Raw genomic sequence first — 25,370 nt, forward strand, 5'->3', positions numbered from 1 at the left:
ACAGAGCAATGCCGCGCAGTCTTGGCTGCGGCGGTCGATTCAGGTTTTGGCCCGGGCCAACATTGCGCACATTGTAAACATCCCGGCCAGCTTATCCATGCAAGGTTTCCAACCATTGCTCACGGGTGATGCGGTACAACACGTGGCTGCGCAGCGGATGACCGGCTTGCTGCTTGGGGTGCTGGAAATCGCCTGCCGGGTCAGGGTGCATGCCAATGGCCTGCATGACTTTCTGAGACGGCAGGTTGGCCTCGGTGGTAAAGGCCACCACCTGATCCAGCAGCAAGCGGTCAAAGCCGCAGCGCAGAGCGGTCCAGGCCGCTTCGCTGGCATACCCAAGACCCCAGTGTTCGCGGGCCAGGCGCCAAGCGATTTCGGTGGCTGGGGTGAACGGGGCGTCAAACCCGACCACCCCCAAGCCGGTAAATCCAATGAATGCACCATTGTCCTTGCGCTGCAGCGCCCACGGACCAAAACCGTGCTCAGCAAAATGTCCACGGATTCGCCCGATCAATGCAGCGCTTTCCAGGCGACTCAAGGGTGCCGGGAAGTAGCGCATGACTTGCGGGTCGGCGCACATCGCGGCAAATTCCGGCAAGTCCTCATCACGCCACTGGCGCATCAGCAGCCGCGCGCTCTCAAGTTCCAGTATCGGCTCCATCGCTCCCCTCCGTTTCCCTGCATACATGTCTAGATCGCTGGTAGGATCCTTCACTTCGTCACTCCACGCCACGAACCGACCATGCCCCTGCCGCTGATTTACCACGAAGACTACAGCCCCGAGTTTCCAGCGGAACATCGTTTCCCCATGGACAAGTTCCGACTGCTGCGCGATCACTTGGTGGACAGTGGCCTGACCGAGGACCAGCACCTGCTGCGTCCACAGATTTGCCCGGCAGACGTACTGGCCCTGGCCCACGACCCCGGCTATATCGAACGCTACATGAGCGGCGAGTTGTCCCGCGAAGACCAACGGCGCCTCGGCCTGCCCTGGAACGAAGCCCTGGCCCGGCGCACCGTGCGGGCGGTCGGCGGCTCCCTGCTGGCCGCCGAACAGGCGCTGGCACATGGCATGGCCTGCCACCTGGCGGGCGGTACCCACCACGCCCACTACGATCACCCCGCCGGCTTCTGCATCTTCAACGACCTGGCGGTAATCAGCCATTACCTGCTGGCAAGCGGACGGGTTTCACGGGTGTTGATCTTCGACTGTGACGTGCATCAGGGCGACGGCACGGCGCGGATTCTGCAACATACCCCGGACGCGGTGACGGTTTCCCTGCATTGCGAAAAGAATTTTCCCGCACGCAAGGCCGACAGCGACTGGGACATTCCGCTGCCCATGGGCATGGGCGATGCCGAGTACCTCAAGGTGGTCGATGACGCGCTCAACTACCTGCTGCCGCTCTACCAGCCGGACCTGGTGCTGTACGACGCCGGGGTCGATGTGCACAAGGACGACGCCCTGGGGTATCTGAAGCTGACCGATGCCGGGGTCGCCGCCCGCGATGAGGCCGTATTGCGCCACTGCCTGGGCCGCGACATCGCGGTGATGGGCGTGATTGGCGGCGGCTACAGCAAAGACCGTGAGGCCCTGGCTCGGCGTCACGGCATCCTCCATCACAGTGCGCAACGGGTCTGGCAGTCATCAGGCTGTCATTGAGTTGTGGATGCTTTACCCACAATGCCTGTGGAACGGCCTGTGGATAACCTGAGTGAAAGGACCTGCAAGCCCTGCCCACTATGGCCTACAAGCCACTGATCATTTTTCAACCAACGCCCTAGAACCGCCGAGCCCCTGTCGCAGCTGCCGAGCCCGCGAGGCTGCGTTCGGCTGCGCAGCAGCCGCCAGACTCAACGCACCCGGCGAGGACTGCGTCCTCGAACGCAGCCTCGCGGGGCTCGACAGCTGCTACGGGGGGCTTGTGGTGCTGCTAGAATACGCGGCCTTTCGAGCCGAATCGCAGTGCATGCCATGAGCCAACCCGTCGCCCACCCTCCCCAGCACGTCGCCATCATCGGTGGCGGCCCTGCCGGCTTGATGGCCGCCGAGGTGCTGAGCCAGGCCGGGGCCAGGGTCGACCTCTACGACGCCATGCCGTCGGTGGGCCGCAAGTTCCTGCTGGCCGGTGTCGGCGGCATGAACATCACCCACTCCGAAGCCTACCCGGCGTTCCTTGCACGCTACGCCGCACGCGCCCCGCACATCGCCCCGCTGTTGCGCGGCTTCGATGCCCCCGCGCTGTGTGATTGGATTCACGGCCTGGGGATAGAAACGTTCGTCGGCAGTTCCGGCCGGGTCTTTCCCACCGACATGAAAGCCGCCCCGCTGCTGCGTGCCTGGCTCAAGCGCCTGCGCGATGGCGGAGTAGTTATCCACACCCGCCATCGCTGGCTAGGCTGGAATCCGGACGGCAGCCTGCGCATTGCCAATCCGGACGGCGAACAGAAGATCAATCCCGACGCCCTGTTACTGGCACTCGGTGGCGGCAGTTGGGCGCGACTGGGCTCCGATGGCGCCTGGATGCTGCCCCTGGAACAACGCGGAGTCGCCCTGGCGCCTTTGAGACCGAGCAACTGCGGGTTCGAGGTGACCGCCTGGAGTGAATTGATGCTCAGCAAATTTGCCGGCGCGCCGCTGAAAAACATCGCCATCGGCGTGAATGACGATGTCCCGCGCCTGGGGGAATGCGTGATCACCGCTACCGGGGTTGAGGGCAGCCTGATCTATGCCTTGTCCGCGCCGATCCGCGATGCCATTGAGCAGCAGGGTTCGGCCACTGTGCACCTGGATCTACTGCCCGGGCGCCCTGTGGATAAAATCCACGCAGTGCTGAGCAAGCCGCGCGGCTCCCGCTCCATGGCCAAACATCTACACAGCCAGTTGGGCCTGGATGGCGTCAAGGCCGCGCTGCTGCGCGAGCTGACACCGAGCGAGTCATTCGCCGATCCGTTGGCGCTGGCCCACGCCATCAAGGCGCTGCCACTGACACTGGTCAAGACCAGGCCCTTGGACGAAGCCATCAGCAGCGCCGGCGGCGTGACGTTCGAAGCGATGGATGAACAACTGATGCTCAAGGCATTGCCCGGCGTGTTCTGCGCAGGCGAAATGCTCGATTGGGAAGCGCCGACTGGCGGCTATCTGCTGACCGCCTGTTTCGCCAGTGGGCGTGCGGCCGGGTTGGGGATGGTGCAGTGGCTGAAGAGCAGCTACACGCTATAAGCCGCAAGCTTCAAGCTTGCGGCTTATAGCCGCCTCACTTCTTCTTGCGCGGCCCGGTGTTGAATACCGGCACTTTGCGCACCGGCTTGACCGGCACATCGGCCACGGTCTCACCGCTATCCACCCATTTACCCAGGTTACGTTTGCCACCACCGGAAGCCTTGGGCTTCTTCGGCTTTTTCGGCTTCTTGATCACCTGGCCGCTGGCGTCGGTGTCCGGCACCCGGTGCTCCGGCTCGAAGTCCTGCTCCATATGGCGAGTCAGGGCCTGACGGGTCAGCGTCTCGATCGCCGACAACAGGTTCACTTCATCGGCACACACCAGCGAAATCGCCTCGCCGGTGGCCCCGGCACGACCGGTACGGCCGATCCGGTGGATGTAGTCCTCGGCCACGATCGGCAAATCAAAGTTCACCACCAGCGGCAGGTCTTCGATGTCCAGGCCACGGGCCGCGACGTCAGTAGCCACCAGGATCTGGATTTCGCTGGCCTTGAAACGGTCCAGCGCCCGTTGGCGGGTCGCCTGGGGTTTGTCGCCATGAATACCGTCGGCATTGACGCCCAGGCCCTGGAGTTTCTCCACCAGCGCGTCCACGCCGTTACGGGTCTTGGCGAACACCAGCACCTGCTTCCACTTTTGCTTGCGCAGCAAATGCACGAACAGCTCTGGCTTGCGCTTCTTGTCGACGGTGTAGAGCCATTGCTTGACCGTGTTGGCAGCAACGTTGCGCGGGCTGACTTCGATGCTCAGCGGATCATTGAGCATTTGCCCGGCCAGCAGGCGGATCTGATCCGAGAAGGTCGCGGAGAACAGCAAGGTCTGGCGCTTTTTCGGCAGCACCCGGTAGATATTCGACAGTTCTTCGGAGAAGCCCAGGTCGAGCATGCGGTCGGCTTCGTCGAGCACCAGGGTCTGCAGCTGATTGAATTTCAGCGCGTTCTGGCGGAATAGGTCGAGCAGGCGACCGGGAGTCGCCACCAGCAGGTCGACGCCTTTGCGCAGCTTCATCATCTGCGGGTTGATGCTGACGCCGCCGTACACCGCGTAGGTGCTCAACGGCAGATGCTCGGCGTACTGGCGCACGCTTTCATGCACCTGTTCGGCCAGCTCGCGAGTTGGCACCAGGATCAGCGCACGCACCGAGTTACTGGTGACTTTCGGCCCCTCCATGGCCAGCAACTGCAACAGCGGCACGGCAAAGCCGGCGGTCTTGCCGGTGCCGGTCTGGGCCGCGGCCATCAGGTCGCGACCGGCCAGCACCGCCGGAATGGCTTGCGCCTGAACCGGCGTCGGGGTCTGGTAACCGAGCGTCTCAAGGGCGCGCAGCAAGGGTTCGATCAGGCCAAGAGTGGCGAAAGTCATTGGGATACCGTAGGAAAAAATCAGCGCACGTGGGCAATGCGCGGCAGTTTACCTTAAATCACTGCGGTTTCTGCTTACGCCACTGCGGCAAGCCGATCAACACCACGGCACTGATGATCACCGTCATCGCCAGGGCTTCTTCCATGCCAATGGTTTCACCGGCAAAAACAATCCCCAGCAACACCGCCACGGCCGGGTTGACGTAGGCATAACTGGTGGCCGCTGCCGGGCGCACGTGCTTGAGCAGGTACATGTAGGCGTTGAACGCGACGATCGAACCGAGCAGCACCAGGTACATCAGCGCTGCCCAGCCTTCGATCGGCGGCAGGCTATGCAGGCGTTCGCCGGACAGTGCGCTGGCGATCATCAGCACCACGCCACCCACCAGCATCTCGGCGGCACTGGCCATCGCTCCTTGGGGCAACGGCAAATGCTTGCTCCACACCGAACCAAAGGCCCAGGCCGCGGCGGCAAAGATCAGCAACGCCGCACCCAAGGGGCTGGACTGCAGGTTGGAGCCGAGGTTGAGCATGGCGATCCCGATCAGGCCCAGCACAATCCCCGCCCACTCCAGGCGGGTATTGCGCGCGCCCCAGAAATAGCCGCAGAGCAAGGTGAACAGCGGCACCGTGGCCACCGCCAATGCCGCCACGCCCGAGGCCACGCCCGCATGCTCGGCAACCGTCACCGCGCCGTTACCACAACTGAGCAACAGCACCCCGATCGCTGCGGCCGCCTTCCACTGCTGCCACGTGGGCGCCGGCACCCCGCGCCAGCGCAGAAAGGCATACAGCAGGGTCCCGGCAATGATAAAGCGCACGCCCCCCAGCATCAGCGGTGGCCAGTACTCGACGCCGATGCGGATCACCAGGTAGGTCGACCCCCAGATCACATACAGCGCAAAAAAGGCTCCAATCAGCGGTAACGGGAAACGGCGAAGACCAGGCATGGGACGCTCTGAGGCAGGACAAATGGAGCGTTATTCTAGAAAGCCGACGGACGGAACTTAAGTTACAAAACCTGTTTATAAGGCCCGTACACTTTTCAAAACACGGAGATAACAGCTATAAGCCGTACTTTCGAAAGTCAGCGGTTCAGGGAGCCTGTTTATGGATAAATACGACCGAATGCTGCTCAGTGCCCTCATGGAAAATGGGCGAGCGTCCTACGCCGAATTGGCGCGCAAGGTGAACCTGTCGGCGCCCGCCGTCGCCGAGCGGGTCGCCAAGCTGGAGTCCAGCGGTGTGATCACCGGTTACCAGGCCACCGTCGACCTGGCCAAGGTCGGCCTGCCGATCCAGTGCCTGATCGAACTGCGCCTGACCCAGCACGGCAACCAGAAAGCCTATGACGAAATGATCAGGATCCCCCAGCTCACCGAGTGCCATCGCGTCACCGGCGACTCCTGCGTGATCATGCGTGGCGCGGTGGCCTCGATGATCGAGTTGGAGGACTTGATCAATCGTGTCGCCCGGTTCGGCTCCAGCAAGACCTCGATCGTGCTCTCCAGCGCCTTCGAAAAACGCGTCCCCCTGGGGCAACTGGAAGGCAACGCGAAAAACGGCGCATGAGGTCTAGGGGGTGGCCCGGAAGGTCAGAACCCGCGATGGCGCTTGAGATGCTCGTTGATCTTCGCCGCCGGAACTTTCTGCAAGCTGCGCAGCAGGTCATGGGACAGCTCGCGCAAGCCGTGCGTGTGCCGCAACTCCTGCGCCAGGTGCGCAGTTAGGTTGGCCGCCATCTCGGCGTCGGCCATGGCCCGGTGAGCCTGGCCGGTGTGGGGCAACCCGGCGAAACGGGTGAGGGTACCCAACTTGTGGTTGGGCGCCGCCGGCATCAGGCGGCGGGCCAGCAACAGCGAGCAGGCAAAGTGCTGCAAGCGCGTGCGCTTGATCTGCCCCAGCTCGAAGTCCCAGAACTTCTGGTCGAATGCTGCGTTGTGCGCCAGCAGTGGCGTGGTCCCGACAAACTCGTTGACCTCGTTCATCACCTGCTGCGCACTGGGTGCGGTGCGCAGCATGGCGTTGCTGATGCCGGTCAGTTGTTCGATAAATGCTGGCACGCGCACGCCGGCATTCATCAGGCTCTGGTAACGCTCGACGATGCGCCCCTGTTCTAGAATCACCACGGCGATTTCCGTGGCCCGGCAACTGCTGCTGGGGGAGATTCCGGTGGTTTCAAAGTCGATGACGGCTATGCGTTCCAAACCTGTTCCTTGCGTTCAACAATCAGTTTTTGAGCAACAACGCGCCTTCGATCGGCACGTAGCGTGTGGCCGCGCGAATTAGCGAATTGGCGGTGAGACCCGGCACGCCATAGGCAACGGCGGCCACCCCGTGCTTGTTGATGATGCGCTCGAGCAGCATGTCGAAATCGCCGTCACCGGAGGCCAGCACCACTTCGTCGACGTGGTCGGCGGCGTCCATGATATCCAGGGTAATACCCACGTCCCAGTCGCCCTTGGCCGAGCCGTCGCTACGCTGGATGTAGGGCTTGAGCTTCACGATGAAACCGAGGTTACGCAGGATCTGCTGGAACTGCTGCTGCTTGCTGTCACCGCGATCGATGGCGTAGGCATAGGCCTCGACGATCTGCCCGTGCTGGCTGATGTCAGCCCACAAGGCGGCATAGTTGAAATGACAGCCGTAGGCCTGGCGCACGGTGTAATAGAGGTTCTGGACATCGGCGAACACTGCGATCTTCTTCACCGCACATCCTCTTGGCGCGCACAGGCGCAGGCGATTGTTCGGACCCCGGGCCCGAAAAGTCGCCCAGTATGCCAGTCGCAAGGAAGGTTGGGCGAATCATCAGTCCGGGACGGCGCAACGCCCCGGACGAATGGCGGATCAGACGAAGCTATCGTCGTCGCCGAACAACGACGAGCCGTCATCGCTGTAGCCGGCGTCGGCAAACCCGCCTTGGTCGTTGCCGTAGCTGTCGTTACCGGCCATGCGCGGTTCGTCACTCCAGCCGGTGCCGGTGTCATTGACTGGCGCGGGCTCTGGCTTGATCACCTCGACGACTTCCTGGGGCGCCTGGTTACTGTGGAACAGGCTGCTGATGCCCTGCGCCAGCATCACCCCGCCCGCTACCCCGGCAGCGGTCTTCAGGGCGCCACCGAGGAAGCTGCCGCCAGCCGCCGGCGCCTGTTGCGCCGCAGCGCCTGGGTTCTGCGCCGCAGCCGTGAAATTTTGCGCGCCGGACTGGGCATTGGGCGCCGAGCGTCCGGGCTCACGCCAACCATTGCCGCTGGATGTCGGCGCTACGCGGGATGCACCAGGCTGTGGGTCACGCGGCCCACCAAACAGGCTGGACAGGAACCCGCCACTGCCGCTCGGCGCCGCTGCCGGGGTCTGCGCCTGGGCCTGCAACACCTGGTTGCGCAATTGCTCAACCTGTTGCGCGAGCGCTTGGTTTTGCTCGTCGAGGCGCTTGAGCGCCGCCTCTTGCACCAGGATCGCCTGGGTCATGAAATAACCGGCATCGGGCTGGCGGCCCAGGTGCTGGTTGATTCGCGCTTGCGCCAGGGCGTCGCGCGGTTCGGCCTGGGTTTGCGCCTGTTGCAGCCGTGCAAACAGGTCATCGATCAGGGTTTGCTCTTCGCTGTTCATGGCGACCTCATAGATTGCCGGAAAAATCTTTGCCCTCATCCCGTGTGGATCAGGTGCCCGGCAGTAATGGGGCCGACGCCAGCTGTTTCAATGCGCTTTACCTAACGTTTACCTTTGTTCAGGTAAGGCTCCCATCGGTTACAGTGTCGCCATACTTTGCAACCTGCGAAAGCGACCGATGAATCCGTTAGACGTACTCCGCGACTCCTTGTATTTCTTCAAGCGCAACCTGGGCGGCATCGTCTCGTTGTGCCTGCCGCTGGTGGTGATCGAGGCCCTGCTGCAACAACTGGTCGACCACACCCAGGGACCCGCGGCGTTTCCCGGCTACAGCGTGATTGTCGGGCTGCTGGTCTACCCGTTGTACACCGCCGCGCTGATTCTGTTTCTCGATGCCCGCAGCCGTGGCGAATCTCCACGCACCCGCGACCTGTGGGCAGCCTCGGCCAGCCTGTGGCCACGCTTCGCCTTGCTGACGGCCGTCAACACCCTGATGATTCTGGTGGGGCTGTCGCTGTACTTCCTGCCGGGCATCTGGCTGATGGTGATGCTGGCGTTCGCCGAATACCTGCTGGTACTGCGCAACCTGGCGCCGTTGGCCGCGATCCGCGAAAGCATGCGCCTGGCCCGAGGCAATTTCCTGCGCATCCTGGTGTGCATTCTCTGTGTGATGGGGCCACTGTGGCTGCTCAAGGGGGTGAGCGTCTCGCTCTATCCGTCGCCACAGAACCCGGTGCTGTCGGTCCTTATCGAAAGTGGCCATAGCTTCCTGCAACTGTTCACCAGCGTGGTGCTGTTTCGCCTGTTCATGCTGATCAGCGAAGCGCCTGACAAAACCCAGGGCAATGCCTGACCGCAGCACCCTTGGGCTCGGGCCCTGCTCTCGGTTATGCTCGGGACCAACTTTGTAACGCCATAAGCCGAGCCCATGACCCGCCTACTGCGCTACACCCTGTTAGGCCTGCTGATCCTGGCAGGCCTGTTGCTGGCCTCGACCTACAGCCTGACCTGGCGCCCCGAGGCCAAGGAACCCCTGACGGTGCAATGCAGCGCCCCGGCGCCCTCGCTGGTGCCTGGCCAGGCGCTGAAGGTCATGACCTGGAACGTGCAGTACCTGGCAGGCAAGCGTTATGTGTTCTGGAACGACTTGGCCCAGGGCAGCGACGAATCCCCGACCCCGGAAGACATGGCCTTCAGCCTCGATGAAGTGGCGCGGGTAATCCGCGATGAGCAGCCGGATGTAGTGCTGTTACAGGAGCTGGATGACGGGGCCAAGGCCAGCGACTATCAGGACCAGCTCAAACTGCTCCGCGAACGCCTGGCGGACCTTTATCCCTGCAGTACCTGGGCGTTCGACTGGAAGGCTGACTTCGTGCCGGACCTGCATATTTTCGGCAGTGTCGGCCGGCAATTGGCGACCTTGAGCCGCTACCAGATCGAACACGCCGAACGCCAGCAACTGCCCGAGCCGCCGCAGAACTTCATCAGTCGCCAGTTCCAACCGAAAAACGCCTTGCTGGTGAGCTACCTGCCCCTCAGAGACGGCGGCCAACTGGCGCTGCTCAATACTCACCTGGACTGGGTGCGCCAGCCGGATGACAGCCTGCAGAACAAGGTCGCGGCTGTCGCCAAGGTGTTGGACAAATTCGAGGCGCGCGGCACCCCGTGGCTGATCGGTGGTGATTTCAACCTGCTGCCCCTGGGCCAGTTCCAGCGCCTGCCCCCCGAACAGCGCACGCCCTACACCGCCGACAGTGCCCTGCACACGCTGTGGGACAAGTACCCGATGATCCCGACCAATAACGAAGCCAGCGGCATCGACCGCGCCCGCTGGCTGACCCACTATCCCAACGACCCAGGCCTCAACGGCCCGGACCGCACGGTCGACTACCTGTTCTACAGCCCCAGGCTCAAGCGAGTGCAAGCCGAGGTCCGGCAGGACGATACGCTGCGCATTTCCGATCACTTGCCGGTGATTGCGCGGTTTCTGCTACCGGCAACACCGTAACCCCGGGGCATTTGTGCCAGGCCCCATCGGTGTTGAATGTTCCGGCCCCATCGCGGGCAAGCCCGCTCCCACCATGGTTTTGGGTGCTCGCAGATTTTGCATACACCACCAAAACCTGTGGGAGCGAGCTTGCTCGCGATGGCGGTGTGTCAGGCAACCTTGATGTTGAATGGACCGGCCCCATCGCGGGCAAGCCCGCTCCCACCATGGTTTTAGGTGCTCGCAGATTTTGTATACACCCACCAATCCTTCAGGACTTGCGCGGTTTGGCCCGCGCCGTGGCTTCTGCCACCAGAGGGTCATCGGGCCAGTAGTGCTTGGGGTATCGGCCCTTCAGGTCCTTCTTCACTTCGGCGTAGGTACTGCGCCAGAAATTTGCCAGGTCCTGGGTCACCTGCACCGGGCGGCGGGCCGGTGACAGCAGGTGCAGCTTGACCACCTGCCGGCCACCGGCAATGCGCGGGGTCTCGGCCAGGCCAAACAATTCCTGCAGGCGCACCGCGAGAATCGGTGGCTGCTCGCTGTAGTCCAGGCGGATCGACGACCCCGAAGGCACGCTCAGGTGATGGGGCGCCAGCTCATCCAGGCGTTGGGGCAACGGCCAGGGCAGCAAGTTATGCACAATGCTCGACAGGTCCAGGTTGGCAAAGTGGCTGAGCCGCGAAACCCGCCCCAGATAAGGCATCAGCCAGTGTTCCAGGCTCTTGAGCAGCGCGCCGTCGCTGACATCCGGCCAACTGCTGTCGCCCTGCTGATCGAGGTCGAGCTGGCGCAAGAGCGCCACACGGGCCTGCCATTGCCGCAGCTCCGGGGTCCAGGGCAACAGCTCCAGGCCCTTGCGCCGCACCAGGTTGACCAGCGCCTGACTGCGCGCCGCTTCATCCAGGCCGGTCAACGGCTCACGACTCAATACCAGCTCGCCGACCTTGCGCTGGCGCTCAGCGCGCAGCACGCCTTCACGCTCATCCCAATCCAGTTGATCGACGCAACGCACCTGCTCGGCCAATACCGAGTCGAACAGCGCCGGGTCAAAATCCGCCGCCAGGTAGATCCGTTCTTCCCGTTGCCCCTGGCGACTGCCCAAATCGGCGATGACCAGCCAGCCCTGTTTCATCAGGCTGTCCGCCTCGGCAAACAACGCCGCGCGTCCGTTGGCCAAGCGATATTCCGCCCCGCCCGCACGGCGCTGCTGGGCCACGCGGTCCGGGTAGGCCAGGGCCAGCAACGCGCCAAGCCAGCGCGGATGTTGCGGGTCCGGCACCGGTTGCTCGGGTTTGCCACGCAGATAGCCGCGATACTGCCGCGCCAGTTGCCGAGCCCGCTGCACACCACCCTGGGCGCCCCGGGCAGCCCGTTCCTCACCGGATAGCAGCACCAGGCGACTGTGCAGGTCGGCACCGGCGCCGCGCAAAATATCCCGCTCGCCGAGCAACGCCGCGACATCGCAGGCCATGTTCGCCAGGCCCAGCGCCTGGCCGCGCAGCAACAAATGGGCAATCCGCGGGTGGGCCGGCAGTTCAGCCATAGCCTGACCATGCCGGGTCAGTTGCCAATCTTGCGGCGAGGAGCCTTGCAGGGCCCCCAAGCGTTCGAGCAGGTCCTGGGCCTGGGCATACGCCGCCGCCGGCGGCACATCGAGCCACACCAGTTGCCCCGGAGTCACACCCCAACGCCCCAACTGCAACGCCAGGCCGGCGAGGTCCGCCGAGAGTATTTCGGCACTGGCATAGGCTGCCAATTGTTCATGCTGGTCCTGGGACCACAGCCGATAACACACCCCCGGCTCCAGGCGTCCGGCACGACCGGCACGTTGGGTGGCGCTGGCGCGGGAGATCCGCTGGGTATCGAGGCGTGTCATGCCGCTGCCAGGGTCGAAACGCGGCACCCGCGCCAGCCCGGCATCGATTACTACCCGCACGCCGTCAATGGTCAGGCTGGTCTCGGCGATGTTGGTCGCTAGCACCACTTTGCGTTGCCCCGCCGGCGCCGGATCGATGGCCGCCCGCTGCGCTGCCAGGTCGAGTTCGCCGTGCAAAGGGCACAACAACACCGAGGAGCGCTCCCCCAGGGCATCGGCCAATTGCTGGTGCACCCGACGGATTTCCGCTTGTCCGGGCAGGAATACCAACAGGCTGCCGGCCTCATCATTCAAGGCTTCGAGCACGGTCTGCACCAACCGTGGCTCGATGAACTCGCCCGGCTGAAACGGCCGGCCCCAGCGCATCGCCACCGGGTACATGCGGCCTTCGCTGCGCAGGATCGGCGCATCATTCAGCAAGCTGGCCAGGCGCTCGCCTTCGAGAGTGGCCGACATCAGCAGAATCTTCAGTGGCTGCTCGTCGCGAAACAGCTCCCGGCCATTGAGGCTCAGGGCCAGGGCCAGGTCGGCATCCAGGCTGCGCTCGTGGTACTCATCGAAAATCAGCAGGCCAACCCCCTCCAGCGCCGGATCTTCCTGCAAGCGGCGGGTGAGGATGCCTTCGGTGACCACTTCGATACGGGTGTTGGGACCGACCTTGCTGTCCAGGCGGATCCGGTAGCCGACGGTTTCCCCGACTTTCTCCCCCAGCTCACTGGCCAGGCGCTCGGCCGCTGCGCGCGCCGCCAGCCGGCGCGGTTCCAGCATCAGGATGGTTTGCCCGGCCAGCCACGGCTCGTTGAGCAGCGCCAAAGGCACGCGGGTGGTCTTACCGGCGCCGGGCGGTGCTTCGAGCACGGCTTCATGGCGTGTCGCCAGGGCTTCACGCAGCGCGGGTAAAACTTCATCTATCGGCAAAGAAATCATGCTGGCTCCAAAACAGAGCGGCGAGTATAACGGCGAACTGCTTTGCGTTCGTCACGGTCCTAATTCATAGCGACGACGTTTCGTTTCAAGTTTGCCGAGGAGAATTCTTATGCGTGTTCCGTTTCGTCTGATTGGTGGTGTGCTGGTAGCGACCCTGCTGACCCAACTGACCGCGTGCGGGTCGATTTTCTACCCCGATCGCCGTGGCCAGATCGACGGCAAGATCGACCCGGCAATTGCCGTGCTCGATGCCGTGGGCCTGCTGTTTTATGTGATCCCCGGGCTGATCGCCTTTGCCGTGGACTTCACTACCGGGGCGATTTATTTCGAGCCAGGCAAGACCGCCCAAGTGGCCCCAGAAAAACTCCAACAAGCGATCGGCGCCGACGGCCAGGTCGACAACGCCAAGCTGCAGACCATCCTGCAAACCGAGTTGGGCCGCAGCTTCCCGTTGGACGATCCACGCCTGATCCAGCACAAGGGCAGTGCCCAGCAACTGGCATCGTTAGGGTTGCAACCCGCCGCTTGATGACGCGCACCGAAGGAACGATGCACCTATGACCAGCAGCCCGGAACACGCTCGCCTGTTACGCCTGGCCACCCGCGCCTCGGTGGCGGTGGCCAGCATCCTGATTATCGCCAAGGCCATTGCCTGGTGGTTAAGCGGGTCGGTGAGCATGCTCGCCGGCTTGACGGACTCGGCACTCGACGGCGTGACCTCGCTGCTCAATCTGCTGGCGGTGCACTACGCCCTGCGCCCGGCGGACGACGATCACCGCTATGGGCATGGCAAGGCCGAGTCCCTGGCGGGTATGGCCCAGGCGCTGTTCATCGGCGGCAGTGCATTACTGATCGCCTTCCAGGCTTTCGACCGACTCAAGCATCCAGAGCCGGTCGGTGCTCCATGGATCAGTATCGGGGTGATTGTGTTTTCCCTCGGCCTGACGGCGGCATTGCTGCTGTTGCAACACCGGGTTATCCGCGAAACCGGGTCCAATGCGGTGCGCGCCGATTCACTGCACTACCGCTCCGACCTGCTGCTCAATGGCAGCATCCTGCTTGCCCTGGTGCTGGCTGGGTTTGGCTGGCATCAACTGGATGCCTGGTTCGGCCTGGCCATTGCCGCCTACATCCTGTGGAGTGCGATACAGATCGCCCGGGAAAGCTTTACCGTGCTGATGGACGAGGAACTGCCGCCCGAGATCAGCCAGCACATGCTCGAACTGGCCTGTGGCGTGCCCGGCGTCCTGGGCGCCCACGACTTGCGCACCCGGGTCTCGGGCAACCACTGGTTTGTGCAACTGCACCTGGAACTGCCAGGGGACCTGACCTTATCCGTCGCCCATGGCATCAGCGACCAGGCGGCCGATGCCATTCACGCCGCCTACCCACGAGCCGAAGTGCTGGTGCACGCTGACCCGATTGGCTCAGCCGCAAGCGGCAAGCTTTAAGCTCACAGCTACCACTGAACCTGATAGTCCCGCGAGCCCAGGCAATTGCCCGGGCCTGGCCTTATTTCGCGCACATAAAAAAGGGAGGCCCGTCGGCCTCCCCTTGAGAACTTAGTCCGTGCTCGACGCTTTTGACGCCGGCTCACCTCACTCCGTCTTCTGGACAGTGTGTAGCCCGGGGGCCAACTCGCCTCCTGTGGGAGGGGTGGCCGCGGCTGGCCTGATTCGGCGGGCCGCTGTGGACTGTTTGTCCGGGCAGTGATTCTGGTAATAAGAATAGGCCTGAGGCCACGGCAGAGGATTGCGAATATTGCTCAAATAAACATGACTTGCGCAATTTTTCACCCCTGATAGATAATCCACCGCAATTGTTAAGACAAAGGCCTGTTTCATGAGCAAACTCGACCGATACGACTTGAGCATTTTGGCGGAATTGCAGCGCGACGCACGCATCTCCAATCAGGAGCTGGCCGAGCGCATCGGCCTTTCGCCCTCGCCTTGTTCGCGGCGGGTCAAACAGTTGGAGGACGATGGCTACATCAGCCGCCAGGTCGCCTTGCTCGACCGCAAGCTGCTCGGCTTGAGCCTGACGGCCTACGTATTGATCGGCATGGACCGCCACACTCCCGAGCGCTTCGAAAATTTCGAGGCCGCCATTCGTACCCTGCCCCAGGTACTGGAGTGCAGCCTGGTGACCGGGATGGACGCCGACTACCAGCTCAAGGTGGTGGTGCCGGACATGGACCATTATCAGAAACTGCTGCTCGGACACCTGACGCGGATTGAAGGGGTGACCAGTGTGCGCTCCAGCTTCGTGCTCAACCAGGTATTGAACAGTACCGAGTTGCCGTTGACCCATTTGCGCGGCTAAGTACGCCATCGCGGGCAAGCCTTGCACCTACGGGGCGCAAGGCTGCGGCACACCGACGCAGGTCAATGCCCCGCCGCGTGCCCTTGGCGTATACTCCCCCGGCCTTTTTTGCCCTGCGCACGCTGGAGATGTTCGATGGATCCTGCACTGTTGGAAGAGTGGATGATGACCGGCCTGGTCAGCATCCTGATCATTTTCATGGGTTTCATCGTCTGGGACCTGGCAAAGAAATCCAAGGCCGGACGTTTCGGCTCATTCATCCTGTTCTTTGTGCTGGGCCTGGGTGTGGCGGCATTCATCATCAAGAGCGTGGTAATTGGCCTGATCGAATCCGGCACTTTATAAGCGCGCCGGCACTTCCTTCCACTGGCCCTGGTCGAGCCCCTCGAGCGTCCAGTCGCCGATTCGCACGCGCACCAGGCGCAAGGTCGGCAAGCCCACTGCCGCGGTCATGCGCCGCACCTGGCGGTTGCGCCCCTCCCGAATCACCAACTCCAGCCAACTGGTAGGCACGCTTTTACGAAAGCGTACCGGCGGGTTGCGTGGCCACAACTCGGGCTCTTCCAGCTGACGCGCCTCAGCGGGCAAGGTCATGCCGTCATTGAGCTCGACACCGTCACGCAAGCGCTGCAACTGCTCGGCCGACGGCTCGCCTTCGACCTGCACCCAATAGGTCTTGGCCAACTTGTGCTTGGGATCGGCAATCCGCGCCTGCAACTGGCCATCGTTGGTCAGCAACAGCAGCCCTTCGCTGTCACGGTCCAGGCGGCCGGCCGGGTAGATCCCGGGAATCTCGAGGTAATCCTTGAGCGTCGCCCGCCCTTCGCCATCACTGAATTGCGTCAGCACATCGAAGGGTTTGTTGAACAGAATCAGTTTCGGTTCAGCCGGCGGCGCTTTGGCCACGCGGCGCGGGCCTGCGGGGGCAGCACCTGGGCGACGGGAAGGAGGACGAGGACGGGACATGGCAAACACAACATCTAACGGTCAGGGCTGCCCATGCTAGTGCCCCGACCGTCAAATGACCACGATAACAATCAGCGGAACGGCGGCTCGTCGAAGCTGCGCAGTTTGCGCGAGTGCAATGAGTTGAGCTCGGTGCGCAGCAAATCCACCGCGGCGATGCCGATTTTCAAGTGCTGGCTGACCGCACGCTCATAAAAAGCGTTGGCCGAACCCGGCAGCTTGATTTCACTGTGCAGCGGCTTGTCCGAGACACACAGCAACGTGCCATATGGCACCCGCAGACGATAACCCTGGGCGGCGATGGTGCCGCTTTCCATGTCCACCGCCACCGCCCGTGACAGGTTGATCAACGGTCGTTCCTGGGCCCAACGCAATTCCCAGTTACGGTCGTCGTAGGTCAGCACGGTACCGGTGCGCAGGCGTTTTTTCAGGTCATCGCCCTTCTCGCCCGTGACGTTGGCAGCCGCCTGTTGCAGCGCCATTTGCACTTCGGCCAGCGCCGGGATCGGAATGTTCGGCGGCACCACCCGGTCGAGAATCCCATCGCGCCGCATGTAGGCGTGGGCCAGCACGTAGTCGCCGATCGTCTGCGATTGGCGCAGGCCACCGCAGTGCCCGATCATCAGCCAGCAGTGCGGACGCAGCACAGCCAGGTGGTCGGTGATGTTCTTCGCGTTGGACGGGCCGACACCAATGTTGACCAAGGTCACGCCATGCCCGTCGGACGCCAGCAAGTGGTAGGCCGGCATCTGGTAACGGTGCCAGACCACACCTGCGGCAATGGCCGAGGCTTCGCCGTGATCCATGCTCTTTTCGATGATCACGTTGCCCGGCAGCACCATGCGCACAAAGCGTGGGTCGCTGCGCAATTGCTCCAGGCCATGGACGATGAACTGGTCGACATAACGATGGTAGTTGGTCAGCAGGATCCACGGCTGCACATGCCGCCAGTCGCTGCCGGTGTAGTGCACCAGGCGGCGCAGGGAGAAGTCGACCCGCGCGGCGTCGAACAGGGCCAGAGGCAGCGGATCGGTATTTTCCCAATCATACAGGCCGTCGGCGATGCCATCGGTGGCCGCCGACAGGTCGGTGCTCGGGAACACCCGCGCCAGCACCGCGGCGGTCACGCCGGAGCCGGCCAGTTCATCGCCCTGCTCGACCACATAGGGGTACGGGATATTCTGCTGGCTGACACCCACTTCCACCGTCACGGTGAAGTCGTGCATCAAGGGCACCAGTTGCTCCAGCAAGTACTTACGAAACGCCGCCGGATGGGTGACGGTGACGCTGTAGGTCCCCGGCAACTGCACCTTGGCGTAAGCCCGGGTGGTCTGTGGGACTTCGCCCTGGCACAGGTAGGTCAGGCGCAATTCCGGGTAGCGAAACATCGCACGCTGTTCGGCATCGGGTTCGATGCGGTCTTTCAGATAACGCTTGAGCGCCTGGTTCAACGCCGTAGTGGCTCGCTCGTGCAGCGCGGCGAGCCGGTCCACGGCTTGTTCAGCGGTTTGAACGACAATAAAGGCTTCGGTCACGATCAGCTTCCTGTGTTCTGGCTTGCAGGCCTTCATCTTGCCTGCAACACCGCGTCACGGGAACAGTGGCGTGTTGGTTACGCTTCAATTCCGGAACACTGGAAATCCTGTGGGAGCGGGCTTGCCCGCGATTGCGGTGTGTCAGGCAACATTGATGTTGAATGTTTGATCGCAATCGCGAGCAAGCTCGCTCCCACAGGGCTTTGTTGTGGTCAGTAGCGCTGCGGGGTCGAACGGGCGACGATGGCTTCCACATCCAGACCTCGCGGCAACGCACCGTAAACCCGGCCTCCACCGTTCAGGCGACTGGCGATAAAGGCGTCGCTGACGCTGGCATTGCCCGCCTCGAGCAACAACTTGGCCTGCAGGCCCAGGGCAATGTCCTCGGTCAGTTGGCGGGCGCGGTATTGGATGTCGCTGGTGTCCTTGAACGCCGCCTGCAACTGCTGGATGTGCGTGGCCAGGCGTTTGTCGCCATGCCCGTCGCCCAGTTCGCTGAACAGTGCATCGAGCACTCCGGGCTCTTTGGACAGGGCACGCAGCACGTCCAGGCACTGCACGTTACCGGAACCTTCCCACGTCGAATTCACCGGCGCCTCACGGTACAGGCGCGGCAGGATGCTTTCCTCGACATAACCGGCACCGCCCATGCACTCGGCAGCTTCATTGATCATGGCCGGGGCGCGCTTGCAGATCCAGTACTTGCCCACCGCTGTCACCAGCCGGGCGAACTTGGCTTCCTGGGTGTCATCCAGTTGATCCAGCGCCTGCCCCATGCGCAGGCTCAAGGCCAGGGCGGCCTCGCTTTCAAGCGCCAGGTCGGCGAGCACGTTCTGCATCAGCGGCTGTTCGCTGAGAAACTTGCCACCCACCTGGCGGTGGGCGCAGTGATGGCTGGCCTGAGTCAGCGCCTGGCGCATCAAGGCACTGGAGCCGACCATACAATCAAAACGGGTCATGGCGACCATTTCGATAATGGTCGGTACGCCACGCCCCTCCTCGCCGATCATCCACGCCAGCGCCCCACGAAACTCGACTTCACTGGACGCATTGGAGCAATTGCCCAGTTTGTTTTTCAGGCGCTGGATGTAGAACTGGTTCCGCGTGTCATCCGGTCGATGGCGCGGCAGCAGGAAGCAGGTCAGGCCCTTGTCGGTCTGGGCCAGGGTCAGGAAGGCGTCGCACATCGGTGCCGAGCAGAACCATTTATGGCCCACCAGTTCATACGCCTGGCCCGGACCGGCCGCACCGACTGGATACGCCTTGGTGGTATTGGCCCGCACGTCGGTGCCACCCTGCTTCTCGGTCATCGCCATGCCGATCGTGACGCCGGCCTTGTGGGCCATGCCGACATTGCGCGGGTCATACTCGCGGGCGAGGATTTTCGGCAGCCATTGCCGGGCGATGTCCGGCTGCAGACGCAAGGCGGGCACGCTGGCGAACGTCATGGTCAGCGGACAGCCACTGCCGGCTTCGGCCTGGCTGTGCAGGTACGTCATGGAAGCCCGGGCAACATGGGCGCCGGCCTGTGGATCGGTCCAGGGCAAGGACGTCAGCCCGTGCTCGACCGCAGCCCGCATCAGTTCATGGTAAGCCGGGTGAAACTCCACCAGGTCGATGCGATGACCATACCGATCATGGCTGCAGAACAGCGGCTTGTTCTGGTTGGCCAAGAACCCCGCGGCCATCAACGGGCCACCGGCCAAGGCACCATAGGCGTCGATTCGCGACTCGGCCCAACCCGCCCCGAAACGCCGCGACCACTCTTGCAGCGGCAGGTCGACGCGGTACAGGTTGACCCCGTCCAGGGAGGGTGGCTGATTGGTAACTTCGTGGGTTTCGGCGAACTGGTGCAGGTTCATGGCGGGCCTCCTTGGGTCAGCGAAGACCCTCAGTTAAGCACCCTGCCACCCCCTGACAAAGTGGCATATACGCCTAAATGCCGGCGCTTTCACCTTGCTGCTGGCAAAGTAACCGACGATGCAGCACCGCCTGCAACTCTTCGAATTTCACCGGTTTGCTCAGGCAATCAGTCAGCCCGGCCTCGAAGTCCAGGCTGGTGGTGGCCACCGCAGCCAGCACCGCAACATTGGCGTAGCCCGGCAGCGCACGGATCTGCTCGCACATCGTCTGCCCCGCCAGCGCGGGCATCGGACTGTCAAGCAGCACCGCATCAAAATATTCCCGGCGCAAGCACTCCAGCGCGGCGGGGGCGCTGTCGACACTGCGCACCCGATAGCCGAGCTTGAGCAACATGCCGCGCACCACCAATTGATTGATGCTGTCGTCGTCGACCAACAACACCCTGCAATCCTGGGGGTCACGCACGCTCACCAGGTCCTGGCCGTGGCGCACTGTGGCGGTGCTCGGCGGCAGCGTCACCACCTCGAACTCGACATCCAGCTGAAACCGGCTGCCACGCCCAGGTTCAGAGCGGTGGGTCAGGCGCCCGCCGATCAACTCGACCAATTGCCGACAGATCGCCAACCCCACTCCCAGGCCGCCGTACTCGCGGGTCATGGAACCGTCGAGCTGGAAAAAGCGCTGATACATGGTCGCCTCGCCCAGGTCAGTAAAACCGATGCCGGTGTCGATTACGGCAAAGGACAACGCCTGGCGCCCGGCTTCAGCCGGCTTGCCGCTGACCCGCAACGCCAACCCGCCGACGTGGGTGAACTTGATCGAGTTGTCCAGCAGGCACTCCAGGCACTGCACCAGCTTGGCGCTGTCACCGTGCAGGCGATCGGGCAAGCCCTGGGCCAGCTCAACCTTGAAATCCAGGGCCTTGCTCGCGGCATTGGCGGCGAACTGCTGGTGCAGGCCATCGACCACCGAACGCAGGCTGAACGACTCCGGGTAGGCCTTGAGGCGCCCGGCCTGCAACTCGGTCAGGGTCAGGATGCCGTTGACCATGCGCATCATGTCCCGGGCCGAACCGGCGGCGGTCTGCTGATACTGCTCCAGCTCCGGATCCATCTCGACGGTCTGCATCAACTCCAGCGAACCGATCACCCCATTCATCGGCGTGCGCAGTTCGTGGGTCAGGGTCGCCAGGAACTCATCCTTGAGCTGGTTACTGTGGGCCAGTTGCTGGTTCAACACTTCCAGCTTCTGCCCGGCATCGAACAATGTCTGTGCCTGCTGCTCGCGCATGGTGTTGATGCGGTCAGCCAGGGCCAGGGACAGCAATGCGACCTCAATCGCCGAACCGATCTGGCTGGCGTACATGGTCAGGAACACGTTAGGCAGGTAGCCCAGCACCATCAGCGTATTGACGATGCCGCCGAGCAGGAACGCCGACCAGGCGATGATGAAATAGCGTGCCACCCGCAGGCCGCGCCACCAGGCGAAAATCCCCGCCGAGAAAATCACCACGGTGAAGATCAGCGCCAATGCCGTGGCCAGGCGCAGGGCCAGGGCATAGCTGGTCATCAACGACAGGCCGACCACCACCGCGCTGCAGGCCACCAGCGTCAATAGCAGGCGATCGAACCAGCGACTGTGACTGGAGGTTTGCAGGAAACTGCGGGCGAACTGGCTGCCGAACAGCGCCGCGCAGCCGATGAAAAACGGTGTCGAGGCGTTGGCCCACCAAGGGTTGTTCGGCCAGAAGTACTCCACCGCCGCACCGTTCACCGAGAGCTGGTACAGGCCGAACGAGGCGATATAGAAGATGTAATAGAGGTAGCTGGTGTCGCGCACGCTGAGGTAGATGAACAGGTTATAGACCAGCATCCCCAGCAGGACCCCGTAAATCAGCCCGAGGATATACAGGCGCACCGGCTGGTCTTCCAGATAGGCCGTACTCGACCACAGTGCCAGCGGCGCCTGGATCGAACCCTGGCTTTGCAGGCGCAGGTAGACGGTCTTCTGTTCATTGGCCACGAAGGGCAAGTCAAACAGGTAGTTGTTCTGGCGAATTTCCCGGGTGGCGAACGGCAAGGCGTCACCGGTGCGCTGCTTGAGCTGATAATTCCCAGTGCCATCGGGCAGGTACAGGTCGACGTGATCCAGGGGTGGGTACGCCAACTCCAGCAGCCAGGTACGCAGGACCTCGGGATTGCTCGGACGGTAATGCAGGTCGATCTTCAGCCAGAACACCGAACGGGAGTAACCGGCATTCAGGGTGGCTTTGTGGTGGGGGCTGAAATGACCGGCCGCCGCTTGGGCCTGGACGTCTTTGATGCTCGCAGTGCCGGCGACATCCTCGTACACCTGCATGATCCGACCCAAGGGGAGCTTTTGGGTGAACTCATCAAAGTCCGCTGCGCTCGCCAACATGGGCAAACTCAACAGCAACATCAGCAAATAGCGCATAAAGCCCCAGCATGGCCTGTCCGGTGCGTCAGGAAGCCCCCCCATTTCCTTTTGAGCAGACGTCGAACCGATACAACCTGTTATTGGTTTGGATCCACTCTAGCATAGCCGCTGGTGGCGTTTGAACACCATTGAAATTTTTAGTTTGAAGGCTCTAGAACGGGCCTTTCGGCGGAACATAGCGGTCAATACCTGAAGATCCAGTCAGATTATGAGGATCATCCCTAACCGCCCGCCGCTGCCACGAGCCCACGCGGCTGGCAGCAAGTCCTGGCGTGCTGCCAGGCGCACCGAAAAAACGTGTTTGGTGGTAAGCTCGCGCACCATGAATATCTACAGCTCTCGCCCCGTTGTCCTCTGTCTCTCCGGCCACGACCCAAGTGGTGGCGCCGGCTTGCAGGCAGATATCGAAGCCCTGCTGGCTCAGGGTTGTCATGCGGCCCCGGCCGTCACTGCCCTGACCGTGCAAGACACCGTCAATGTCAGTGATTTCCGCGTCCTCGATCGTGAGTGGGTACTGGCCCAGGCCAATGCCGTCCTCAACGACTCGCAGGTTGCGGCGGTCAAGCTGGGCATGCTCGGCTCACTGGAAATGGTCGACACCGTGGTCGAACTGCTCCAGGCGCATCCGCACCTGCCCGTGGTCTGCGACCCGGTGCTGCGCGCCGGCGGCGGCGGACGCCTGGGCAAGGACGAAGTCGGCTACGCCATGCGCGAACGCCTGCTGCCATTGGCGATCATCGCCACCCCTAACCTTCCTGAAGCCCGGATCCTGGCTGAACTGCCAGACGGCAGCGCCGACCAGTGCGCAGAAAAACTCCTGCCCTACGTCAAACACTTGCTGATTACCGGTGGGCATGGCGACGAACATCAAGTACACAATCGCCTCTACAGCCGCGACGGTCACCGCGAAACCTTTACCTGCCAGCGCCTGCCCGGTAGCTACCACGGATCCGGATGCACCCTGGCCAGCGCCCTGGCCGGTCGCCTGGCCCAGGGCGAACACCTCGCCAGCGCGGTGAAGTCGGCACTGGACTACACGTGGCGCACCCTGCGTGACGCCGAACAACTGGGCAAAGGCCAGTTTGTTCCGCGCCGCCTGCCGCTGGATTTTTGCTCGTAACGCCATGAGGCTTGCCCGATGAAATTACGTGGTCTGTACGCCATTACCGACAGTCAGTTACTGGCCGGCAAGTTCCTGCCCTATGTGCAAGCGGCACTGGAGGGTGGCGTGACCTTATTGCAGTACCGCGACAAAAGCACCGACGAGGCGCGCCGCCTGCGCGAAGCCGAAGCCCTGCGCGGCCTGTGCGAGCGCTACAAGACCCAGTTGATCATCAACGACGACGCCGAACTGGCCGCACGCCTGGGCGTCGGCGTTCACCTGGGGCAAACCGATGGCCCGCTGACCCCGGCCCGGGCACTGCTGGGGCGCCAGGCGATCATCGGCTCGACCTGTCACGCGCAGATCGAGCTGGCCGAACAAGCGGCCAAGGAAGGCGCCAGTTATGTCGCCTTCGGCCGTTTTTTCAACTCCAACACCAAACCCGGCGCACCGACCTGCAGCCTCGAACTGCTCGACCAGGCCCGCGCCCGGCTGCACCTGCCGATCTGTGCGATCGGCGGTATCACCCTGGACAACGCCGCCCCGCTGGTGGCCCATGGGGTCGACCTGCTGGCCGTAGTGCATGGCCTGTTCGGCGCCGACAGCACGAGCGAAGTGACCCGCCGCGCGCGCGCCTTCAACGCATTGTTCAATTCCTGAATTTTTGAGAGCCCTACCATGTCTCGTTCCGAAACCCTGTTTGCCAACGCCCAGAAACACATTCCCGGCGGCGTGAATTCGCCCGTACGTGCATTCAAGAGCGTGGGCGGCACCCCGCTGTTCTTCAAGCACGCTGAAGGCGCCTACGTGACGGACGAAGACGACAAGCGCTATGTCGACTACGTCGGCTCCTGGGGCCCGATGATTCTCGGCCACAGCCACCCAGAAGTGCTGGACGCTGTGCGCAAGCAACTGGAACACGGCCTGTCCTACGGCGCCCCAACGGCGATGGAAACCGAAATGGCCGACCTGGTCTGCTCGATCGTGCCGTCGATGGAAATGGTGCGCATGGTCAGCTCCGGCACCGAAGCGACCATGAGCGCGATTCGCCTGGCCCGTGGTTTCACTGGCCGTGACAGCATCATCAAGTTCGAAGGCTGCTACCACGGCCACTCCGACAGCCTGCTGGTCAAGGCCGGCTCGGGCCTGCTGACCCAAGGCGTGCCAAGTTCCGCTGGTGTACCCGCCGCCTTTGCCAAGCACACGCTGACCCTGCCGTTCAACGACATCGATGCGGTGGCCAAGATGCTCGGCGAAGTCGGCCAGGAAGTGGCGTGCATCATCGTCGAGCCGGTTGCCGGCAACATGAACTGCGTACCGCCGGCTCCGGGTTTCCTCGAAGGCCTGCGCAGCATGTGCAACCAGCACGGCGTGGTGCTGATTTTCGACGAAGTGATGACCGGTTTCCGCGTGGCATTGGGCGGCGCCCAAGCGCACTACGGCGTGACTCCAGACCTGAGCACCTTCGGCAAGATCATCGGCGGCGGCATGCCGGTGGGTTGCTTCGGCGGCAAGCGCGAAATCATGTCGCACATTGCCCCGCTGGGTCCGGTCTACCAGGCTGGCACCCTGTCGGGTAACCCGCTGGCCATGGCGGCCGGCCTGACCACCCTGCGCCTCATCAGCCGTCCGGGCTTCCACGCCGAACTCAGCGACTACACCAGCCGCCTGCTCGATGGCCTGCAACAGCGTGCCGATGCCGCGGGCATCCCATTCGTCACGACCCAGGCGGGTGGCATGTTCGGCCTGTACTTCAGTGGCGCCGACGACATCGTGACCTTTGACGACGTCATGGCCAGCGATGCCAACCTGTTCAAGCGTTTCTTCCACCTGATGCTCGAAGGCGGCGTGTACCTGGCGCCAAGCGCCTTCGAGGCAGGCTTCACCTCGATCGCCCACGGCGACGCCGAGTTGCAGTTGACCCTGGACGCGGCCGAGCGAGCATTTGCCGCGCTGAAGTAAGCCAAAACCGCTGACGTCGACCTGGGTCGACGTCAGCTTTATCCTACATTGCTGTCTTTTTGCTGCTACGACTATCCAAGTTGTCGCTAAAAGCGGTAGATATAGTTCCCGCGCGGCAGAAAAACGAGTAAAGACTTTGTAAGGAAGGTCCTGCTTATTTCATAATGCGCGCT

23 protein-coding genes are annotated in these 25,370 nt (G+C 62.9%); 12 read left to right on the plus strand and 11 right to left on the minus strand.

Annotated elements, in window-relative coordinates:
• Window positions 1-91: 91 nt before the first annotated feature.
• Window positions 92-661 (minus strand): GNAT family N-acetyltransferase, encoded by a 570-nt coding sequence (locus tag ACM6IP_RS13225; protein WP_414861638.1) that lies wholly within the window; start codon window positions 659-661, stop codon window positions 92-94.
• 81 nt (window positions 662-742) lie between these two features.
• On the opposite strand from ACM6IP_RS13225, the gene ACM6IP_RS13230 reads away from it, so the two are divergent.
• Window positions 743-1,663 (plus strand): histone deacetylase, encoded by a 921-nt coding sequence (locus ACM6IP_RS13230; RefSeq protein ID WP_095166396.1) that lies wholly within the window; start codon window positions 743-745, stop codon window positions 1,661-1,663.
• Window positions 1,664-1,975: 312 nt separating this feature from the next.
• Entirely contained in the window at window positions 1,976-3,223 is a 1,248-nt protein-coding gene (locus ACM6IP_RS13235; protein WP_414861639.1) for a TIGR03862 family flavoprotein, read from the plus strand.
• 34 nt (window positions 3,224-3,257) lie between these two features.
• On the opposite strand, the gene ACM6IP_RS13240 is transcribed toward ACM6IP_RS13235, so the two are convergent.
• Window positions 3,258-4,586 (minus strand): DEAD/DEAH box helicase, encoded by a 1,329-nt coding sequence (locus tag ACM6IP_RS13240; RefSeq protein WP_095166392.1) that lies wholly within the window; start codon window positions 4,584-4,586, stop codon window positions 3,258-3,260.
• 58 nt (window positions 4,587-4,644) lie between these two features.
• Entirely contained in the window at window positions 4,645-5,535 is an 891-nt protein-coding gene (gene yedA, locus ACM6IP_RS13245) for a drug/metabolite exporter YedA (RefSeq protein WP_159998092.1), read from the minus strand.
• A gap of 160 nt (window positions 5,536-5,695) precedes the next feature.
• Here yedA and ACM6IP_RS13250 point away from each other — a divergent pair, with 160 nt between their 5' ends.
• Complete coding sequence (locus ACM6IP_RS13250; protein WP_095166389.1) at window positions 5,696-6,157, plus strand: Lrp/AsnC family transcriptional regulator; 462 nt, start codon at window positions 5,696-5,698, stop codon at window positions 6,155-6,157.
• A 23-nt stretch (window positions 6,158-6,180) separates the two neighbouring features.
• Here ACM6IP_RS13250 and ACM6IP_RS13255 read toward each other — a convergent pair whose 3' ends face one another.
• From ACM6IP_RS13255 to ACM6IP_RS13265, 3 genes are all read right to left on the minus strand, one after another.
• The gene (locus tag ACM6IP_RS13255; protein WP_159998096.1) at window positions 6,181-6,792 is read right to left on the minus strand and encodes a PolC-type DNA polymerase III; all 612 of its coding nucleotides are present in this window, start codon (window positions 6,790-6,792) and stop codon (window positions 6,181-6,183) included.
• Window positions 6,793-6,814: 22 nt separating this feature from the next.
• On the minus strand, window positions 6,815-7,294 hold the full coding sequence (locus ACM6IP_RS13260; protein WP_159998098.1) for an NYN domain-containing protein: 480 nt from the start codon (window positions 7,292-7,294) through the stop codon (window positions 6,815-6,817).
• Window positions 7,295-7,432: 138 nt separating this feature from the next.
• The gene (locus ACM6IP_RS13265) at window positions 7,433-8,197 is read right to left on the minus strand and encodes a DUF2076 domain-containing protein (protein ID WP_414861640.1); all 765 of its coding nucleotides are present in this window, start codon (window positions 8,195-8,197) and stop codon (window positions 7,433-7,435) included.
• A 178-nt stretch (window positions 8,198-8,375) separates the two neighbouring features.
• Here ACM6IP_RS13265 and ACM6IP_RS13270 point away from each other — a divergent pair, with 178 nt between their 5' ends.
• Both ACM6IP_RS13270 and ACM6IP_RS13275 read left to right on the plus strand, forming a co-directional pair.
• Window positions 8,376-9,050 (plus strand): YciC family protein, encoded by a 675-nt coding sequence (locus ACM6IP_RS13270; RefSeq protein ID WP_414861641.1) that lies wholly within the window; start codon window positions 8,376-8,378, stop codon window positions 9,048-9,050.
• A 75-nt stretch (window positions 9,051-9,125) separates the two neighbouring features.
• Window positions 9,126-10,205: an endonuclease/exonuclease/phosphatase family protein gene (locus ACM6IP_RS13275; protein WP_159998104.1), complete on the plus strand. Its 1,080-nt coding sequence runs from the start codon at window positions 9,126-9,128 to the stop codon at window positions 10,203-10,205.
• Window positions 10,206-10,455: 250 nt separating this feature from the next.
• Here ACM6IP_RS13275 and hrpB read toward each other — a convergent pair whose 3' ends face one another.
• Window positions 10,456-12,990, minus strand: coding sequence for an ATP-dependent helicase HrpB (gene hrpB, locus ACM6IP_RS13280; protein WP_414861642.1), 2,535 nt, complete (start codon window positions 12,988-12,990; stop codon window positions 10,456-10,458).
• Between the two features lie 109 nt (window positions 12,991-13,099).
• On the opposite strand from hrpB, the gene ACM6IP_RS13285 reads away from it, so the two are divergent.
• The 4 genes from ACM6IP_RS13285 to ACM6IP_RS13300 all read left to right on the plus strand — a co-directional run bounded on the left by ACM6IP_RS13285 (window position 13,100) and on the right by ACM6IP_RS13300 (window position 15,657).
• Complete coding sequence (locus ACM6IP_RS13285; RefSeq protein WP_095166375.1) at window positions 13,100-13,519, plus strand: polyribonucleotide nucleotidyltransferase; 420 nt, start codon at window positions 13,100-13,102, stop codon at window positions 13,517-13,519.
• A gap of 28 nt (window positions 13,520-13,547) precedes the next feature.
• Window positions 13,548-14,441 carry a cation diffusion facilitator family transporter gene (locus ACM6IP_RS13290; RefSeq protein WP_095166366.1) on the plus strand — a complete coding sequence of 298 codons (894 nt, stop codon included), beginning with the start codon at window positions 13,548-13,550 and terminating at the stop codon, window positions 14,439-14,441.
• 391 nt (window positions 14,442-14,832) lie between these two features.
• Entirely contained in the window at window positions 14,833-15,312 is a 480-nt protein-coding gene (locus ACM6IP_RS13295) for an Lrp/AsnC family transcriptional regulator (protein WP_095166364.1), read from the plus strand.
• Window positions 15,313-15,447: 135 nt separating this feature from the next.
• Entirely contained in the window at window positions 15,448-15,657 is a 210-nt protein-coding gene (locus ACM6IP_RS13300; RefSeq protein ID WP_095166363.1) for a DUF2788 domain-containing protein, read from the plus strand.
• On the opposite strand, the gene ACM6IP_RS13305 is transcribed toward ACM6IP_RS13300, so the two are convergent.
• The 4 genes from ACM6IP_RS13305 to ACM6IP_RS13320 form a co-directional block, all read right to left on the minus strand.
• Complete coding sequence (locus tag ACM6IP_RS13305; protein ID WP_320334511.1) at window positions 15,652-16,218, minus strand: pseudouridine synthase; 567 nt, start codon at window positions 16,216-16,218, stop codon at window positions 15,652-15,654. The two genes, ACM6IP_RS13300 and ACM6IP_RS13305, sit on opposite strands and share 6 nt — an antisense overlap.
• Window positions 16,219-16,349: 131 nt before the next feature.
• A complete protein-coding gene (amn, locus tag ACM6IP_RS13310) occupies window positions 16,350-17,849 on the minus strand; it encodes an AMP nucleosidase (RefSeq protein ID WP_162530213.1) in 1,500 nt (499 codons plus the stop codon).
• A gap of 176 nt (window positions 17,850-18,025) precedes the next feature.
• Window positions 18,026-19,675: an acyl-CoA dehydrogenase family protein gene (locus tag ACM6IP_RS13315; RefSeq protein WP_414861643.1), complete on the minus strand. Its 1,650-nt coding sequence runs from the start codon at window positions 19,673-19,675 to the stop codon at window positions 18,026-18,028.
• A 73-nt stretch (window positions 19,676-19,748) separates the two neighbouring features.
• A complete protein-coding gene (locus ACM6IP_RS13320) occupies window positions 19,749-22,130 on the minus strand; it encodes a 7TM diverse intracellular signaling domain-containing protein (RefSeq protein ID WP_159998112.1) in 2,382 nt (793 codons plus the stop codon).
• A gap of 325 nt (window positions 22,131-22,455) precedes the next feature.
• Between ACM6IP_RS13320 and ACM6IP_RS13325 the strand changes: the two genes are divergently transcribed.
• Genes ACM6IP_RS13325 through hemL form a run of 3 tightly spaced genes read left to right on the plus strand, consistent with a single transcriptional unit; the run spans window position 22,456 to window position 25,197 of the window.
• Window positions 22,456-23,253: a hydroxymethylpyrimidine/phosphomethylpyrimidine kinase gene (locus ACM6IP_RS13325; RefSeq protein WP_095166340.1), complete on the plus strand. Its 798-nt coding sequence runs from the start codon at window positions 22,456-22,458 to the stop codon at window positions 23,251-23,253.
• An 18-nt stretch (window positions 23,254-23,271) separates the two neighbouring features.
• Window positions 23,272-23,895 carry a thiamine phosphate synthase gene (thiE, locus tag ACM6IP_RS13330; protein ID WP_095166338.1) on the plus strand — a complete coding sequence of 208 codons (624 nt, stop codon included), beginning with the start codon at window positions 23,272-23,274 and terminating at the stop codon, window positions 23,893-23,895.
• Between the two features lie 18 nt (window positions 23,896-23,913).
• Window positions 23,914-25,197, plus strand: a complete 1,284-nt coding sequence (hemL, locus tag ACM6IP_RS13335) for a glutamate-1-semialdehyde 2,1-aminomutase (RefSeq protein WP_414861644.1) — start codon at window positions 23,914-23,916, stop codon at window positions 25,195-25,197.
• Window positions 25,198-25,370: the final 173 nt, after the last annotated feature.

Origin of the sequence: Pseudomonas sp. IT-P176, from assembly GCF_949767245.1 — a bacterium.
In the GTDB taxonomy this organism is placed as follows: Bacteria; Pseudomonadota; Gammaproteobacteria; order Pseudomonadales; family Pseudomonadaceae; genus Aquipseudomonas.

What these genes read in the sequence shown, in the direction of transcription:
- ACM6IP_RS13225 (WP_414861638.1), bottom strand. Translation starts at nt 661, where the DNA reads ATGGAGCCGATACTGGAACTTGAGAGCGCGCGGCTGCTGATGCGCCAG.
- ACM6IP_RS13230 (WP_095166396.1), top strand. Translation starts at nt 743, where the DNA reads ATGCCCCTGCCGCTGATTTACCACGAAGACTACAGCCCCGAGTTTCCA.
- ACM6IP_RS13235 (WP_414861639.1), top strand. Translation starts at nt 1,976, where the DNA reads ATGAGCCAACCCGTCGCCCACCCTCCCCAGCACGTCGCCATCATCGGT.
- ACM6IP_RS13240 (WP_095166392.1), bottom strand. Translation starts at nt 4,586, where the DNA reads ATGACTTTCGCCACTCTTGGCCTGATCGAACCCTTGCTGCGCGCCCTT.
- yedA (WP_159998092.1), bottom strand. Translation starts at nt 5,535, where the DNA reads ATGCCTGGTCTTCGCCGTTTCCCGTTACCGCTGATTGGAGCCTTTTTT.
- ACM6IP_RS13250 (WP_095166389.1), top strand. Translation starts at nt 5,696, where the DNA reads ATGGATAAATACGACCGAATGCTGCTCAGTGCCCTCATGGAAAATGGG.
- ACM6IP_RS13265 (WP_414861640.1), bottom strand. Translation starts at nt 8,197, where the DNA reads ATGAACAGCGAAGAGCAAACCCTGATCGATGACCTGTTTGCACGGCTG.
- ACM6IP_RS13270 (WP_414861641.1), top strand. Translation starts at nt 8,376, where the DNA reads ATGAATCCGTTAGACGTACTCCGCGACTCCTTGTATTTCTTCAAGCGC.
- ACM6IP_RS13275 (WP_159998104.1), top strand. Translation starts at nt 9,126, where the DNA reads ATGACCCGCCTACTGCGCTACACCCTGTTAGGCCTGCTGATCCTGGCA.
- hrpB (WP_414861642.1), bottom strand. Translation starts at nt 12,990, where the DNA reads ATGATTTCTTTGCCGATAGATGAAGTTTTACCCGCGCTGCGTGAAGCC.
- ACM6IP_RS13285 (WP_095166375.1), top strand. Translation starts at nt 13,100, where the DNA reads ATGCGTGTTCCGTTTCGTCTGATTGGTGGTGTGCTGGTAGCGACCCTG.
- ACM6IP_RS13290 (WP_095166366.1), top strand. Translation starts at nt 13,548, where the DNA reads ATGACCAGCAGCCCGGAACACGCTCGCCTGTTACGCCTGGCCACCCGC.
- ACM6IP_RS13295 (WP_095166364.1), top strand. Translation starts at nt 14,833, where the DNA reads ATGAGCAAACTCGACCGATACGACTTGAGCATTTTGGCGGAATTGCAG.
- ACM6IP_RS13300 (WP_095166363.1), top strand. Translation starts at nt 15,448, where the DNA reads ATGGATCCTGCACTGTTGGAAGAGTGGATGATGACCGGCCTGGTCAGC.
- amn (WP_162530213.1), bottom strand. Translation starts at nt 17,849, where the DNA reads ATGAAGGCCTGCAAGCCAGAACACAGGAAGCTGATCGTGACCGAAGCC.
- ACM6IP_RS13315 (WP_414861643.1), bottom strand. Translation starts at nt 19,675, where the DNA reads ATGAACCTGCACCAGTTCGCCGAAACCCACGAAGTTACCAATCAGCCA.
- ACM6IP_RS13320 (WP_159998112.1), bottom strand. Translation starts at nt 22,130, where the DNA reads ATGCGCTATTTGCTGATGTTGCTGTTGAGTTTGCCCATGTTGGCGAGC.
- ACM6IP_RS13325 (WP_095166340.1), top strand. Translation starts at nt 22,456, where the DNA reads ATGAATATCTACAGCTCTCGCCCCGTTGTCCTCTGTCTCTCCGGCCAC.
- thiE (WP_095166338.1), top strand. Translation starts at nt 23,272, where the DNA reads ATGAAATTACGTGGTCTGTACGCCATTACCGACAGTCAGTTACTGGCC.
- hemL (WP_414861644.1), top strand. Translation starts at nt 23,914, where the DNA reads ATGTCTCGTTCCGAAACCCTGTTTGCCAACGCCCAGAAACACATTCCC.